This window comes from Psychrosphaera haliotis (genome assembly GCF_009728465.1).
Lineage (GTDB): Bacteria > Pseudomonadota > Gammaproteobacteria > Enterobacterales > Alteromonadaceae > Psychrosphaera > Psychrosphaera haliotis.
In genome coordinates this window covers 76,567-90,644 of record NZ_WOCD01000002.1, presented here as the reverse complement: position 1 = coordinate 90,644, position 14,078 = coordinate 76,567, and the positions used below count along the sequence as shown (strand labels likewise).

The 14,078-nt window shown below is 39.0% G+C and carries 14 protein-coding genes and 3 pseudogenes; 9 read left to right on the top strand and 8 right to left on the bottom strand.

Going from position 1 to position 14,078, the window contains the following annotated elements:
* The 5 genes and pseudogenes from rluB to GNP35_RS04035 form a co-directional block, all read right to left on the bottom strand.
* On the bottom strand, positions 1-870 hold the full coding sequence (gene rluB / locus GNP35_RS04055) for a 23S rRNA pseudouridine(2605) synthase RluB (protein WP_155694765.1): 870 nt from the start codon (positions 868-870) through the stop codon (positions 1-3).
* A 21-nt stretch (positions 871-891) separates the two neighbouring features.
* Entirely contained in the window at positions 892-1,509 is a 618-nt protein-coding gene (scpB, locus tag GNP35_RS04050) for an SMC-Scp complex subunit ScpB (RefSeq protein WP_155694763.1), read from the bottom strand.
* A complete protein-coding gene (locus GNP35_RS04045) occupies positions 1,502-2,329 on the bottom strand; it encodes a segregation and condensation protein A (RefSeq protein WP_155694761.1) in 828 nt (275 codons plus the stop codon). Before GNP35_RS04045 ends, scpB begins: the two co-directional genes overlap by 8 nt.
* A 2-nt stretch (positions 2,330-2,331) precedes the next feature.
* Positions 2,332-2,952 carry an L-threonylcarbamoyladenylate synthase gene (locus GNP35_RS04040; RefSeq protein ID WP_155694759.1) on the bottom strand — a complete coding sequence of 207 codons (621 nt, stop codon included), beginning with the start codon at positions 2,950-2,952 and terminating at the stop codon, positions 2,332-2,334.
* A gap of 37 nt (positions 2,953-2,989) precedes the next feature.
* Positions 2,990-3,863: pseudogene (locus GNP35_RS04035) on the bottom strand (PHP domain-containing protein).
* Between the two features lie 285 nt (positions 3,864-4,148).
* Here GNP35_RS04035 and GNP35_RS04030 point away from each other — a divergent pair.
* From GNP35_RS04030 to trpA, 6 genes and pseudogenes are all read left to right on the top strand, one after another.
* Positions 4,149-5,775, top strand: a pseudogene (locus tag GNP35_RS04030) (anthranilate synthase component 1).
* Positions 5,768-6,379 (top strand): aminodeoxychorismate/anthranilate synthase component II, encoded by a 612-nt coding sequence (locus GNP35_RS04025; protein ID WP_155694757.1) that lies wholly within the window; start codon positions 5,768-5,770, stop codon positions 6,377-6,379. The pseudogene GNP35_RS04030 and the gene GNP35_RS04025 overlap by 8 nt, the downstream one beginning before the upstream one ends.
* Position 6,380: 1 nt before the next feature.
* Positions 6,381-7,403 (top strand): anthranilate phosphoribosyltransferase, encoded by a 1,023-nt coding sequence (trpD, locus tag GNP35_RS04020; RefSeq protein ID WP_155694755.1) that lies wholly within the window; start codon positions 6,381-6,383, stop codon positions 7,401-7,403.
* A 9-nt stretch (positions 7,404-7,412) separates the two neighbouring features.
* Positions 7,413-8,885, top strand: a complete 1,473-nt coding sequence (gene trpCF / locus GNP35_RS04015; protein ID WP_155694753.1) for a bifunctional indole-3-glycerol-phosphate synthase TrpC/phosphoribosylanthranilate isomerase TrpF — start codon at positions 7,413-7,415, stop codon at positions 8,883-8,885.
* Positions 8,872-10,105 (top strand): annotated as a pseudogene (trpB, locus tag GNP35_RS04010) (tryptophan synthase subunit beta). Before trpCF ends, trpB begins: the two are co-directional and overlap by 14 nt.
* Complete coding sequence (trpA, locus tag GNP35_RS04005; protein ID WP_155694751.1) at positions 10,105-10,914, top strand: tryptophan synthase subunit alpha; 810 nt, start codon at positions 10,105-10,107, stop codon at positions 10,912-10,914. Before trpB ends, trpA begins: the two are co-directional and overlap by 1 nt.
* Positions 10,915-10,916: 2 nt before the next feature.
* Here the strand turns inward: trpA and queE are convergent, their stop codons facing one another.
* Positions 10,917-11,591, bottom strand: coding sequence for a 7-carboxy-7-deazaguanine synthase QueE (queE, locus tag GNP35_RS04000; protein WP_155694749.1), 675 nt, complete (start codon positions 11,589-11,591; stop codon positions 10,917-10,919).
* Positions 11,592-11,734: 143 nt separating this feature from the next.
* Here queE and queC point away from each other — a divergent pair, with 143 nt between their 5' ends.
* Both queC and GNP35_RS03990 read left to right on the top strand, forming a co-directional pair.
* The gene (queC, locus tag GNP35_RS03995; RefSeq protein ID WP_155694747.1) at positions 11,735-12,394 is read left to right on the top strand and encodes a 7-cyano-7-deazaguanine synthase QueC; all 660 of its coding nucleotides are present in this window, start codon (positions 11,735-11,737) and stop codon (positions 12,392-12,394) included.
* Positions 12,384-12,869 (top strand): DNA-J related domain-containing protein, encoded by a 486-nt coding sequence (locus tag GNP35_RS03990; protein ID WP_155694745.1) that lies wholly within the window; start codon positions 12,384-12,386, stop codon positions 12,867-12,869. The genes queC and GNP35_RS03990 overlap by 11 nt, the downstream gene beginning before the upstream one ends.
* 88 nt (positions 12,870-12,957) lie before the next feature.
* Here the strand turns inward: GNP35_RS03990 and GNP35_RS03985 are convergent, their stop codons facing one another.
* Positions 12,958-13,197 (bottom strand): hypothetical protein, encoded by a 240-nt coding sequence (locus GNP35_RS03985; protein WP_155694743.1) that lies wholly within the window; start codon positions 13,195-13,197, stop codon positions 12,958-12,960.
* Positions 13,198-13,311: 114 nt separating this feature from the next.
* Between GNP35_RS03985 and fabA the strand changes: the two genes are divergently transcribed.
* Positions 13,312-13,827 carry a bifunctional 3-hydroxydecanoyl-ACP dehydratase/trans-2-decenoyl-ACP isomerase gene (gene fabA, locus GNP35_RS03980; RefSeq protein WP_155694742.1) on the top strand — a complete coding sequence of 172 codons (516 nt, stop codon included), beginning with the start codon at positions 13,312-13,314 and terminating at the stop codon, positions 13,825-13,827.
* Positions 13,828-13,901: 74 nt separating this feature from the next.
* Here fabA and rmf read toward each other — a convergent pair whose 3' ends face one another.
* On the bottom strand, positions 13,902-14,075 hold the full coding sequence (gene rmf / locus GNP35_RS03975) for a ribosome modulation factor (protein ID WP_155694740.1): 174 nt from the start codon (positions 14,073-14,075) through the stop codon (positions 13,902-13,904).
* Positions 14,076-14,078: the final 3 nt, after the last annotated feature.

Sequence of the window (14,078 nt, the reverse complement as noted above, 5' to 3'; positions counted from 1 at the left end):
TTACTTCTTGTTTTTAGCTTGGCGTACTTTGTGTTTCTTCACCGCTCGTTTAATTCTAGCATGAGCAACACGTCTGGTCTGAGCCGTCTCTTTTTGAATGTTCGGGTTAAACTCCCTTAATTCTCGGTCAAGTCCTACCTTTTTTCGTAGTTGGTTTAAGTCATCTAAACCTAGCTCTTTCCAGCCACCTTGAATAAGACGACGGTCTAATTTAACTTCAGAGTATCTAACTCTTACAAGTCTAGAAACAGTAAGCTCCTGTGATGCCCATAAACGACGAACTTCTCTATTTCGCCCTTCTTTTAGACTAACACTAAACCACTTATTTGAGCTTTCATCATCAGAGTTACGTTCCGCTTTAACTCTATCAAACTTTGCCATGCCATCTTCAAGCTCTACACCTTTTGTTAAGTTTTGAAGCTTTTCATTGGTAACGTCACCAAAAACACGAACAGAATATTCACGCTCTATTTCGTAACTTGGATGCATTAGTCTGTTGGCAAGTTCACCGTCATTTGTAAACAATAACAGGCCCGACGTGTTTACATCTAGACGACCTATACCTATCCAACGGCTATTTTTTAGCTGCGGCAATCGGTCATATACTGTTGGTCTGCCTTCAGGGTCCTTTCTTGTACACATCTCACCTTCAGGTTTGTTGTACATGATAACTCGACATATCTCGTCTTCTTGAGACCTAATATCTACGATATGCCCATCAACTCTAATAGTCTCTGTTCCTTCAACTCTATCGCCAAGCTTTGCAACATTACCGTTTACGCTAACTCTGTTTGCACTTATATATGCTTCCATTTCGCGACGTGAACCTACGCCACAACGCGCTAGTACTTTCTGTAATTTTTCACTCATTATTATCTAATTCTCTACTATTTATTCTTTATCAGGCAGTGAGGTTTCACTACCGCTAAATTCGTTCTCGAGGCGACTTGAGATCAACTCGATAGATTCTGGTTCCATTAAAGTGGGTAACTCAGACAAAGACTTCAAACCAAAATAATCTAGGAATGCCTTGTCTGTACCGTAAAGCGCTGGGCGGCCAGGAACTTCCTTATGCCCTACTACTTTTATCCACTCTCTTTCACTTAGTGTTTTTATAATATTAGAACTTACCGATACACCGCGAACATCTTCTATTTCACCGCGTGTAATAGGTTGATGGTAAGCTATCAACGCTAACGTCTCTAACAACGCTCGACTATATTTTGTTGGCTTATCCTGCCACAAACGATTTATCCAAGGACCAAACTCATTTTTAGTTTGAAAACAAAATCCGCTAGCAAGCTCAACTAGCTGAATAGGTCGATTCTTGTAATCTTTTTTTATTGAATCTAAGGCAGCTTCAATTTCAAGCTTCTTAACCAATTCATCGCCAAATACTAAGCTTTGTATTTTAGAAATTGAAATAGGCTTTGAGTAGCTAAACACAGTTGCTTCAACTATAGACTTTAACTGACTTTTTGACAGCGTATTTACTTTTAAGTCACTCAATTTCGGCCCCTTTGTATTTTACATGCAAAACACCAAAAGCCGAAGCTTGAACCACATCTAACATCGATTCTTTTACTAATTCTAGTATCGCTAGAAACGTAACAACAACGCCTGCTTTCCCTTCAGATACTAAAAACAAGTTTTCAAACGGAACAAATTTATTACTTTCTCTTAATTTGTGAAGGATTTGTGTCATACGTTCTCGTGTCGATAGCGTCTCTTTAGATATTTCGTGATGTTTAAATGCAGAAGCTCTTTTTAGTATATCTTGAAAAGCTATCACTAATTCCTTTAAATCTATTTCAGGCCGGTTCGCAGCAATGGCATCGGTTACTGGAGCTTCAATTGCAACAATAAATGCTTCCCTACCCAATCTGGGCAGTTCATCTAAATTTTCTGCTGCTTTTTTAATGACTTCATACTGTTGAAGCCTTTTTATAAGCTCCGCTCTAGGGTCATGTTCTTCATCTTCTAATAAGTCATGCTTAGGTAACAGTAATCTAGACTTTATCTCTGCTAGAAGCGCCGCCATCACGAGATATTCAGCAGCTAATTCTAGTTTTAGGCTGCGCATAACATCTACATATTTCATGTATTGTTTGGTTATCTCAAATATTGGCAAATCAACAATATCAAACTTCTGTTTTTTTATTAGATACAGTAAAAAATCCAGTGGACCTTCAAATGCATCTAAAAAAACTTCTAATGCATCTGGTGGTATAAAAAGATCCTGTGGACGTTCAATGACAATCTCGCCCCTAACTAATGCAAGTGGCAAGTCTTGCTGAATCATGTTTGTTGTATCGTTAACGTTTACCATTACTATTCAAAAAGACTTACGTCTCCTTCGCCACGCCTAATGATTTCGGCTTCGCCTTCAGAGAAATCTATTATAGATGTTTGAGTTTCAATTAGATAACCACCATGAATGATAAGGTCCACTTGCTTTTCTATTCTAAACCTAATTTCATCCGGATCAGATTCCGAAAAGTCTTCACCTGGTAAAAGTAATGAGGTTGACATAATTGGTTCACCCAACTCTTCTAACATCGCTAGTGCTATTTTATTGTCAGGGATCCTTATACCAATCGTTTTTCGCTTTTCGTTTAAAACTCGTTTAGGCACTTCTTTTGTACCCTTAAAGATAAATGTATATGGGCCTGGAGAATGGGCTCTAATGGCTCTAAATGCTTGATTATCTACTCGAGCAAAATTCGCTATCTCTGAAAAATCCTTACAAACCAGTGTGAAATTATGGTTCTTATCTATTTTTCTGATTTGAACAATTCTATCCATCGCTTTCTTATCGCCCAGTGCACAGCCGATAGCGTACCCAGAATCTGTTGGATAAACGACTACCCCGCCTTGGCGAATAATTTGTACAGCCTGGCTAATCAGACGTCCTTGAGGGTTCTCAGGATGAATGTGGAAAAACTGGCTCATATTAATTCCTTACCAATTATATTTTTTTTTAACTGCATTATGGTGCGTTCCAATCGTCATGTGTCCATACGGGTCGACATGTTTCGCTTAAGTGTAGGCCTCTGCCCAACTCTGTCCAGCGCGTTGGAGCATGAAAGTCGGAGCCTTGTGAACTATATAAGTCATGTTCCGTCGCCAACGATGAAATAAACTTGCGTTGGTCTGGGCTCATTTGAGTTAACCCTACTTCTAGTGCATCTCCGCCAGCAGAGGCAAACTCAGCTACTAGTTTTCTTAACCATTTATTCGACAAATCATAGCGTATTGGATGAGCAATAACAGAAAGACCTTCAGCCTCTTTAATTAAGCGAAACTGCGTCTTCGACTTCCATCCATTCAGGAGTGACATAAGCCCCTTTTCCTTTACCTAAATACTTTTTGAAAGCTTGCTCAAAATTAGCTACGGCACCCAATTTAATTAGCGCTTTAGCGAAATGAGTTCTGCTTATAACACCGTCACCAGCGTATTCTTTAGCTAACTCAAACGTATTTTGGATCCCTTTTTTAGCTAATTTAGCCGCTATTTTTAAAGCTCGGCCATTGCGCTGTTCTTGTTGCTGTTTCAAAGAGGACACTAAATTTTCATTTTTAGTATCGATACACAGACCAACAATATGAATTTCAAAACCATGCCATTTCGTCGAAACCTCAACACCGTTAATAATCTTAACAGCATAGTTTTTATCGTTAATTTCTTGCTTTGCTCGAGCTATACCATCAATACAATCGTGATCCGTAATTGCTAAAACATCAACCTGTTTATTACTTGCTCTAAATACCAATTCTTCTGGTGTTAGTACACCATCTGAGCAGGTTGTATGGCTGTGGAGGTCATACTTAGTATTTGGGTTTAAATTTGTCTCTATTTTCATCCGCGCATTATGCCACAGTGGTCATTGCTCTACCATTGATTAAAATTATCATTGACATAATCTTTAAAACGCGTTTTTATATGCGGGTCTTAAATTTAAAAAGCAGAATCAAACAGATGATAAACTTACATTCAACTCGCAGCTGGCATTGGTGGTGGATTCCTAATTAACGCGGGTGGATGATCTGTATCTGACTATTGAGATACGAATTTGAAAAAGAAAACCCGCTTTGTGCGGGTTTTTTTGTACCCGTAATTCGGGATAAAATAAAGGGCAAACTGAAACATGTTATTTAGTCAAATTAAAACCGAACTCGGTGAAGCAACAAGCATATGTATGCCTTGTGATTACATTGCTTCACCTACGCAAGCATTTGAAACACTTGCTAACAATAGCGACTATAGTTTGCTATTGGAATCAGCAGAAATAGACAGCAAAGATAATCTTAAAAGCCTTATGCTTATTGATGCCGCAGTTGTTTTTGAGTGTTTTGGTAATAAGGTGGTGGCAACAGCTAAATCTGAGAATGGTGATGCAGTATTAGATTATTTGGTAGAAATTTTCACCGATAAAAGTCTACCTATTTCGTCCCATTGCGATATAAGAAGAGACGTTTTAAAAATTGAGTTTTCATTCTTGGGTGTGCAGCCTGACATTGATGAAAGTACTCGATTAAAACAGTTTAATGCTTTTCAGGTATTGCGCTCAGTTATTCAAGATATTAAACATAACTCAGACGATGTATTCTCCGTATTTTTAGGCGGTGTTTTTGCCTACGATATGATCGCAAACTTTGAGACTTTACCAGACGTGCCCATTGGAACTAATACTTGCCCGGATTATTCCTTTTATTTAGCAGAAACCATGCTAGTTATAGACCATCAAAAACGTTCCACTGACCTAATAGGAAATGTTTTTAGTGGTGAAAAGGTGTATCAAACTTGTTTCGCAATTGGTAAACGCCTAGAAATGCTGAAAAAAAGTATAAGTAATTTGCCGAATGAAACTAGTATCGTAACTACATTCCGCAATATCGATTTTTCTTTAGCTATACCAAACATTTCAGACTCAGACTTTAAAAATACAGTTACCAACCTTAAAGAAAATATAATTCAAGGGGATGTGTTTCAAGTTGTACCATCTAGAGGTTTCGCTTTAGATTGTAAAAGTGCAATAAATGCTTACAAGCAGCTTAAAGCCGACAATCCTAGCCCTTATATGTTTTATCTGAAACATCCTGAGTTTGAGCTGTTCGGTGCTTCACCTGAATCAGCCCTTAAATATGACGCAACTTCAAAGCAAGTAGAAGTCTACCCTATCGCAGGTACACGAATTCGAGGCTTTAGGAATGACGGTTTCTATTGACCAAGACTTAGACTCAAGAATTGAATTGGACTTGAGAAACGATAAAAAAGAAGTTTCTGAGCATATAATGTTGGTCGATTTAGCTAGAAATGACGTAGCTAGAATAAGTAAAACAGGCAGCCGATATGTTAAGGACTTTTTAAAGGTCGACCGATACTCCTACGTTATGCATTTAGTGTCGAGGGTCATTGGTGAATTAGAAGACGATTTAGATGCTTTGCACGCTTATCAAGCATGTATGAATATGGGCACTTTAGTTGGCGCACCAAAAATAAAAGCTTCGCAATTAATAAGAGATGTAGAAAAAGAAAGGCGTGGCAGTTATGGGGGTGCAGTAGGTTATCTAAACGGTCGAGGAGACATGGATACCTGTATTGTTATTAGAAGTGCATTTGTTAAAAATGGGCAGGCCTATGTTCAAGCTGGAGCAGGTGTTGTATTTGATTCAGACCCAGACTCTGAAGTTGAAGAAACGAGTAATAAAGCGAGAGCCGTTATTAAAGCTGTATTAAACGCAAATCAACAAGAATTGGAAGGGAATGCATAACGTGGCAGATATAATTTTTATCGACAATCAAGATTCCTTTACCTACAACCTTGTTGATGAGTTGGAAAAGCTAAATCATAACGTAATCGTATATAGAAATTCTGTAGAGGTTGACGTTCTCAAATGTAAACTAGAGGCGCTAATTAGTGAAAACAGTGAATGTATATTGTTTTTCTCGCCTGGGCCTGGAACCCCTTCTAATTCTCCAATAATGGGTACTATGCTAAGGGCATTTGTAGGCAAATTACCAATTATTGGCGTTTGTCTAGGTCATCAGGCAATAGCAGAACATTTTGGTGGTACCGTTGGGTTAGCTGGTGAAACAGTGCACGGTAAATCATCAATAATAGAATGTAACAATCACCCTATTTTCAGCGGACTTCCTAATAACCTTACGGTAGCTAGGTATCATAGTTTAGTTGCAACAACCGTACCCTCAAACTTAGAGGTGATCGGTCACTACAAAGAAATGCCGATGGCATTTATAGATGAGAAAAATCAAATTTTAGGTTTTCAGTTCCACCCTGAGTCTATTTTAACGACATTAGGTTCAAAACTGTTAGAACAAAGTATTAACTATTTAATAAAGGAAAGTTGTAAATAATATGAATACTGTACAGCTAGACCTCATTCACTTAGCAATGACAAACCGCTCTTTAACAAAAGAGCAAACGTACAAACTTTTTACAGATGTTGTTAACGGAGAAATGGAAGATATCCCATTAGCTGCTTTATTAAGTGCATTAAAAGTCCGTGGCGAAACGCCAGAAGAGATCGCTGGTGCGGCGATGGCACTCGCAGATAACGCAATACCTTTTCCTGATTTAGATTTTGAAACGATAGACAACTGCGGTACAGGTGGTGATGGAACGAATACCATTAACATCAGTACTTTGTGTGCAATCGTTGCCGCGAGTATGGGCCTAAAAATGGCAAAACATGGCAATAGAAAAGTATCTTCTAGCTCTGGTTCTGCTGATGTGTTGTCAGAATTAGGTGTTCCACTTGATATGACTCCAGAAGTAGCGAAAAAGTGCCTAGTAGAATCTAATCTAACGTTTCTTATGGCACCGCATTACCACCGCGGTATTAAGCATGCAATGCCAGTAAGAAATACGCTTCGTACGAGAACTATATTTAATGCATTGGGGCCACTAGTTAACCCTGCAAAAGCCAAAACCTGCATTATAGGCGTGTACGACGCTGACCTTTGTCGCCCTATGGCTGAGTCTTTAAAACTATTAGGTAAAGATAGAGCTTGGGTCGTTCATGGTGCTGGTATGGATGAAATTGCCGTTCATGACAAAACAAAAGTGGTGCAGTTAATCGATGGAAAAATCTCTGAGTTTTATGTTTCACCTGAAGACTTTGGACAAATACGATATACCATTAAAGACCTTGTAGGTGGAGATCCTGCACACAATGCCCGAATTATTAGAAAGGTTCTTGCCGGAGAAGGTGAAGCTGCCCACAACGCTGCTGTCATCCTTAATACAGCCCCGTTATTAGTATTAACAGGCCAAGCTGAGTCCTTAATGGAAGCCGCTAAAATGGTTGAACAAAAACTGTTGTCAGGAAGTGCCTTAGATACTTTAGAACATTTCGTAACTATAGCAAAAAACGGATAACACTAGCGCATGAATGTATTAGAGAAAATAGTTTTAGATAAACGCGACGAGCTCGTTGGCAGAAAAAACACAATGCCACTCTTTGCTTTCAAAGATGGCTTAGAGCCTTCGACACGAAATTTTTATAGCGCCATAAAACAAGACAAAACAAAGAATAATCGTGGTTTCATTCTAGAAGTTAAAAAAGCAAGCCCTTCTAAGGGCCTAATCCGAGAAGATTTTGACCTTGAGGAGATATGCAGTGCATATAGAAATTATGCTAGCTGCGTATCTGTTTTAACAGATGAAAAGTACTTTCAAGGTGACTTTGAACGTTTACCAAAAGTCCGCGAATTGATGCAACAACCGATACTTTGTAAAGACTTTTTTGTTGATGAGTACCAAGTTTATTTAGCTCGTTTATATGGTGCAGATGCAATATTACTGATGCTATCTGTGCTTAATGATGAAGAATACCGCAGCTTGGCAGATTTAGCTCTTTCTTTGGAAATGGACATTTTAACTGAAGTTTCAAACGCTGAAGAAATGGACAGGGCAATAAATCTTAACGCGAATATTGTTGGCATTAATAATCGTAACCTGAGAGACCTAAGTACAGATTTAAATCAAACTATTGTATTAACAGAACAGTTTCTATTAGGCACCGATAGCGAGCGCCAAGCAAATACGTTATTAATTTCAGAGTCTGGAATTTATACACATCAGCAAGTGGCTCAGCTTTCAACGCTAGTTGACGGCTTTTTAGTAGGCAGTTCGTTAATGGCGGAGAAGGACCTAGATAAAGCCTGTTCAAAATTAACTTGTGGTGAACACAAAGTGTGTGGGTTAACGACGTCAGAGCACGTTATTGGCGCGGTACAAGCAGGTGCAGAGTTCACAGGATTAATTTTTGCGGAACAAAGTAAGCGGAAACTTGGACTATCAAAAGCGAAGCAAATCGTTGATGACGTTAGGGCCTCAAACAATGCTATTAGAACTAAGTATGTCGCGGTTGTTCAAAATCAAAGTATCGAGTTTGTTCGAGATTTAATAAATGAATTGCCACTATTTGCTGTGCAACTACATGGAAACGAGTCTGAAGACTACATAAAACAGGTTCGAGCCTTGGGTACTAATTGTGAAATTTGGAAGGCTTGTTCAATTGGTGCTAGTGAAGACTTGCCACTTAATTGGCCTAATGTGGACAGAATTGTGTTAGACGCAAAGAGCGTAGATGGCGAACTTGGCGGTACAGGGCAAACATTTGAATGGAGCAAGTTAGCTCCGCTATTTTCAAAGTTTGATGGACCAAAAATCATGCTTGCTGGCGGTATTAGTATTTCGAATTTAGATTCCGCTCTTTCGCAACCAGTCATAGGTTTAGATTTAAACTCTGGGGTAGAAAGTTCACCTGGCGTTAAATCCACCGAAAAGTTAAACAACATATTTAATAAAATCATGAGTCGTACAGCGTCTCTTAAGGACCAACATGAATCAGAATAAAAAAACATTACCTGCCTATTTTGGTGACTTTGGCGGTATGTTCGTGCCAGAAACTGTTTGTTCCGGCCTTAGAACAATTAGAGCAAGCTTATATTGCAGCTATGGATGACGACGCTTTTCATAGCGAGTTTAATGCTTTACTGAAGGACTATGCAGGTCGCCCTACTCCATTAACCTTATGTCGTAACCTTACTGAAGGCACAAAAACCAAGATATATCTTAAACGAGAAGATTTATTACATGGTGGCGCGCACAAAACTAACCAAGTGTTAGGACAAGCACTGCTAACTAAACGAATGGGTAAAACTCGTGTCATTGCGGAAACGGGTGCTGGACAGCATGGCGTAGCAACGGCTCTTGCATGTGCACTGCTAGGATTAGAAGCTCGTATTTATATGGGCGCTAAAGATATTGATCGCCAACAGCCGAATGTTTTTAGAATGAAGTTGATGGGCGCAGAAGTCATTCCAGTTACATCAGGCTCGGGTACCTTAAAAGACGCAGTAAATGAAGCTATGAGAGATTGGGCTTCAACTTATGAAGAAAGCCATTATTTACTAGGTACAGCTGCAGGTCCTCATCCTTTCCCAACGATTGTTAGAGACTTCCAAAAAATGATTGGAGAAGAATCTAAACAACAAATTTTAGCAGCTGAAGGAAAGCTACCTGACATGGTACTTGCTTGTGTTGGTGGTGGATCAAACGCAATTGGTATGTTTAATGACTTTATTAAAGAAGAAGCCGTTAAACTAGTTGGGGTCGAGCCTGGTGGTAAAGGCCTTGATAGCGGCCTTCACGGTGCCGCGTTAGCCGTAATAGATAAGGGGATTGACTCTACTGGTATTTTGCACGGTGCCTATACCCATATAATGCAAAACCCTGATGGCCAAATAGAAGAGTCTTACTCTATTTCTGCTGGTTTAGATTATCCTGCTGTTGGCCCTCAACATGCGCATTTAAAAGCTATCGGTCGAGCTGATTACGTAGCTATTAATGATGATGAAGCGCTTGACGCGTTCCAAGTTCTGGCTAAAAAAGAAGGTATTATACCAGCCGTAGAGTCTTCTCATGCTTTAGCGTATGCACTAAAACTAGCCAAAGAGTCTCCAGAAAAAGAACAAGTATTATTGGTTAACCTTTCTGGTCGTGGGGATAAAGATTTAGCCCACGTACATGCGGTATTATCGGAACAAAACAAACAGAACACGGAGAGTAAATAATGAGCCGTTATGATCAGATGTTTCAACGCTTAAAAACGGAAAATGCAGGTGCATTTATACCTTTTGTAACTATTGGTGATCCTAGTTTAGATAGAAGTTATGCAATTATTCGTCAACTTATACTATCCGGCGCTGATGCTCTGGAGCTTGGCTTGCCGTTTTCAGACCCAATCGCTGATGGACCAACTATTCAACAAGCTAATATTAGAGCGCTTGAAAGTGACGTCACAACTCAAGATTGTTTAGACGTTATTGCGCGCATTCGACAAGAGTTTCCGGATACACCTATCGGCTTGCTGCTTTATAGTAATCTAATAATGGCAAAGGGTTTACCAACTTTTTATCAAGATTGTGCTAATTCTGGAGTTGACTCTGTACTAGTGGCAGATGTGCCAGTTCGAGAAAGCCAGCCATTTAGAAATGCTGCAAAACAAGCAGGCATTGAACCTGTGTTTATTGTACCACCTCATGTTACAGACGAGACTCTGCGTGCCGTTGCGTCTTATTCTAGAGGTTATACTTACTTATTGAGTAGAGCGGGAGTAACTGGAGCAGAAACAAAAGCCAATATGCCTCCAGAGGTTATGATAAATAAACTGCTTGAGTATCGAGCTGCACCACCTGTACTTGGCTTTGGGATATCCTCACCTACACAAGTAGAGCAAGCAATATCCGCAGGTGCATCAGGCGCTATTTCAGGCTCTGCAATTGTTAATATAATTGAGCAGAACCTGCATGATCAAAACAGTTTGCTAGAAAAGTTAGGCAAGTTTGTTACTGAGATGAAAGCAGCAACAGTTAGGAACTAGGCTTAACTAATTCCTATATATTTATGAACCTGCACTGATAAACGCCAATTTTTATCTTTGCAGGTTTCTATTGCCAGTTTTGTTGCTGATGTCTTTTGACTGATAGGTTGCAAGTAAATCAGAGCATCGTCAGAAATTGGTGCCACCGCAATAAGCTCTTCCAGTTCTTCTACATGCTTTTGTCTAGCTATCGGGTGCTTAATCTCATTTGCCCTAGCCATACAACTTTCTAATACTTTATAGCCTCCGGCCATGTTTATTTTTGGCGAAACCGTTACCCATGTTTTTTCCGGTACTTTTATTTCAAATGTGCCACTCGTCTCTATCTGTGTAGAATAGCCATTTTCATGTAAAACATTACATAACGGATTAAGGTCATACATAGCGGGTTCGCCACCAGTAATAACAACATGCTTAGCTCTATAACCTTCGTTTTTAATAAATGACAGTAATTCCTCGGCGTTAGCTGCGGCCCACTCCTCAGTTTCATCTGTTTTTGCTAAAACGTCCTTCAGCTGAATACCAACGCCTTCATTAATAGGCCATGTATGTTTAGTATCACACCATGAACATCCAACTGGGCAACCTTGTAATCTAATAAAGATCGAAGCCGTGCCTGTGTATTGGCCTTCACCTTGAATCGTTTCAAAAAACTCATTTATATTATACGTTGTCATAGGAAACCTAATAAAACACGCGAGCATATCCTATAGTTTAGGGATACGACCTTTTGATTTTGCGTGGAATGCTTTAAAATTGAATTATTAAGCATTATAACAAAACTTAACCAATAATTGTTTGGTTCTAATTAGGATTTTTTATGACTGAAAAAGTCGTCGTTATCTTTTCTGGTGGTATGGATTCATATACCGTTTTAAACAAAGCTATAAAAGATGGTTTTGACGTTTATGCACTTACTTTTGACTATGGTCAACGCCATGTAAAAGAGGTTCAATACGCAAAAAGAGCTTGTGAACAATTGAATATTCAACACAAAATTGTGGACATTAGCGCCATAAACTCAATTATCGCAGGCTCATCGTTGACAGATGATATAGACGTACCAGATGGACACTATGAGTCTGACAGCATGAAACAAACCGTTGTGCCAAATAGGAACATGATTTTACTTTCTCTTGCGATTGGTTACGCAGTCAGCCTTGAGGCTACAAAAGTCTATTACGGCGCCCATTCTGGTGATCATGCAATTTACCCTGATTGTAGACCAGAATTTGTTGAGAAAATGCAAAACGTGGCGGCCATCGCTAATTACGAACCTGTTGATATTGCTGTGCCTTACATCAATAACGACAAAATTGAAATTTTAGCCGACGGTATAGGAATGGGCTTAGACTATTCACAAACTTGGACTTGCTACAATGGCAGAGAAAAAGCATGTGGTACCTGCGGTGCCTGTCAGGAACGTTTGGAAGCGTTTGATAAAAATGGTCTAACAGACCCTTTGGAATATGAAGCTTAGTACCAACAAGGATTATCAAATAGATGCGTCTACTTTAGAGTGTTTAGACGCTTCTATCTTTGAGATAATTTCAAAAGGCGTGACGTCTGAATATGATCTTATTAAAGCGCTTCAGGCTGAGCCATATCAATTGTTTTCCTCAAAGTCTTTGGCTAAAACTCTGACACTTTTCCATACGCACTTTTTTGTTTTTAATTCTCTTTTCAGACTAAAGCAACAAGGTGAAGCCACTGGTGAATTCAGCCTTCATATCGAGGCAAGTGCCATAAAGTTGTACCCTGAAAACACAAAAATAAACGACTCACGTCACGAAAACCTAGCTAAATACTACTTAGACTGGAAAAACATAGAGGCCAGTCAGGAGCAAGTAGAATTACTAATATCTAGTTTTTGGGTTGAATATGATCGATATAACAACTTAGTTACCATTAACGCTAGTAATGAAACTCGTAAAAAAACACCTTTGATCAAATAGCCCACTATTTTTAAAGCTATTAATAAAGCCTTCCTTTAAGATGCTAATTTCTTAAACTACTCTTTTTGCATTTTAATTGATATTTAATTTACTTTTCGTTTTTCAAAAGCCAATTATTTAAAATTTTAACCTGCCCACATTTCTGTGCAGCATAAGTCAACCTAAGCGCGTTTGACAATATCGTACTGTCGTCCCAACCAGTCTGGTGTCGTATATCTTCTAGACATTCTTGAGCTTGCTCCGTCAAGTAACCTCTTGCTTCTTTTTTTCCATCTTGCGCCTTTTTATCTCTATAGCGCTTTTGTTTTTCAGCGTTTGTAAGTGGCATTTCATTTACCTAGTTGTAGAAACATTATTTATTTCACTGCTCAGAGTTGTTTAGCGTACAAGTGTACGCTAAATTAGCATTTCGATTACTCAGGTGGATATAAGTAAAAACAATATGGTACAGAAAAACAGCTACGATAAAAACGATTTAATTGCATGTGGTAATGGTGACTTGTTCGGACCAGGCAATAGCAGATTACCTTCAGACAATATGTTGATGATGGACAGGATCGTCTCTATAACAGAAGACGGTGGAGAGCATGGCAAAGGACAAATTTTAGCTGAACTTGATATAACACCTGACTTGTGGTTTTTTGATTGCCATTTTAAAGGCGACCCAGTCATGCCAGGTTGTTTAGGCTTAGATGCGATGTGGCAACTGGTAGGCTTTTTCTTAGGCTGGTCTGGCGGCCCTGGACTTGGAAGAGCACTAGGTGTGGGCGAAGTTAAATTTACTGGTCAAATTCTTCCTACCGCAAAAAAGGTAACTTACAAAATAGACTTAAAGCGCGTTATAAAAAGAAAATTATTTATGGGTCTTGCCGACGGTACCGTTTCTGTAGATGGAAAAGTTATATACGAAGCAAAAGATTTAAAAGTAGGACTATTCACCGACACGTCTTCGTTCTAGATTTAGATTTAGATTTAGAAAACAGGATAATAAAAAAGCTCGTCGTAACGAGCTTTTTTTGTGGCTACTAATAACTATTTAAACAAACCGTAGTTTTTGTCACCTAAGGCTTCTCGATACCCTCCAAGCCACTGAGATTTTGATTCTTGAGATTGATATGGACAAGCTTCTTTTGAGCGTCCTGTAATACCTGCTTTATAACCTTGCGAATGAGCTCTGTCTAAGCGATCACGTTTTTGTCTTTTCATAGG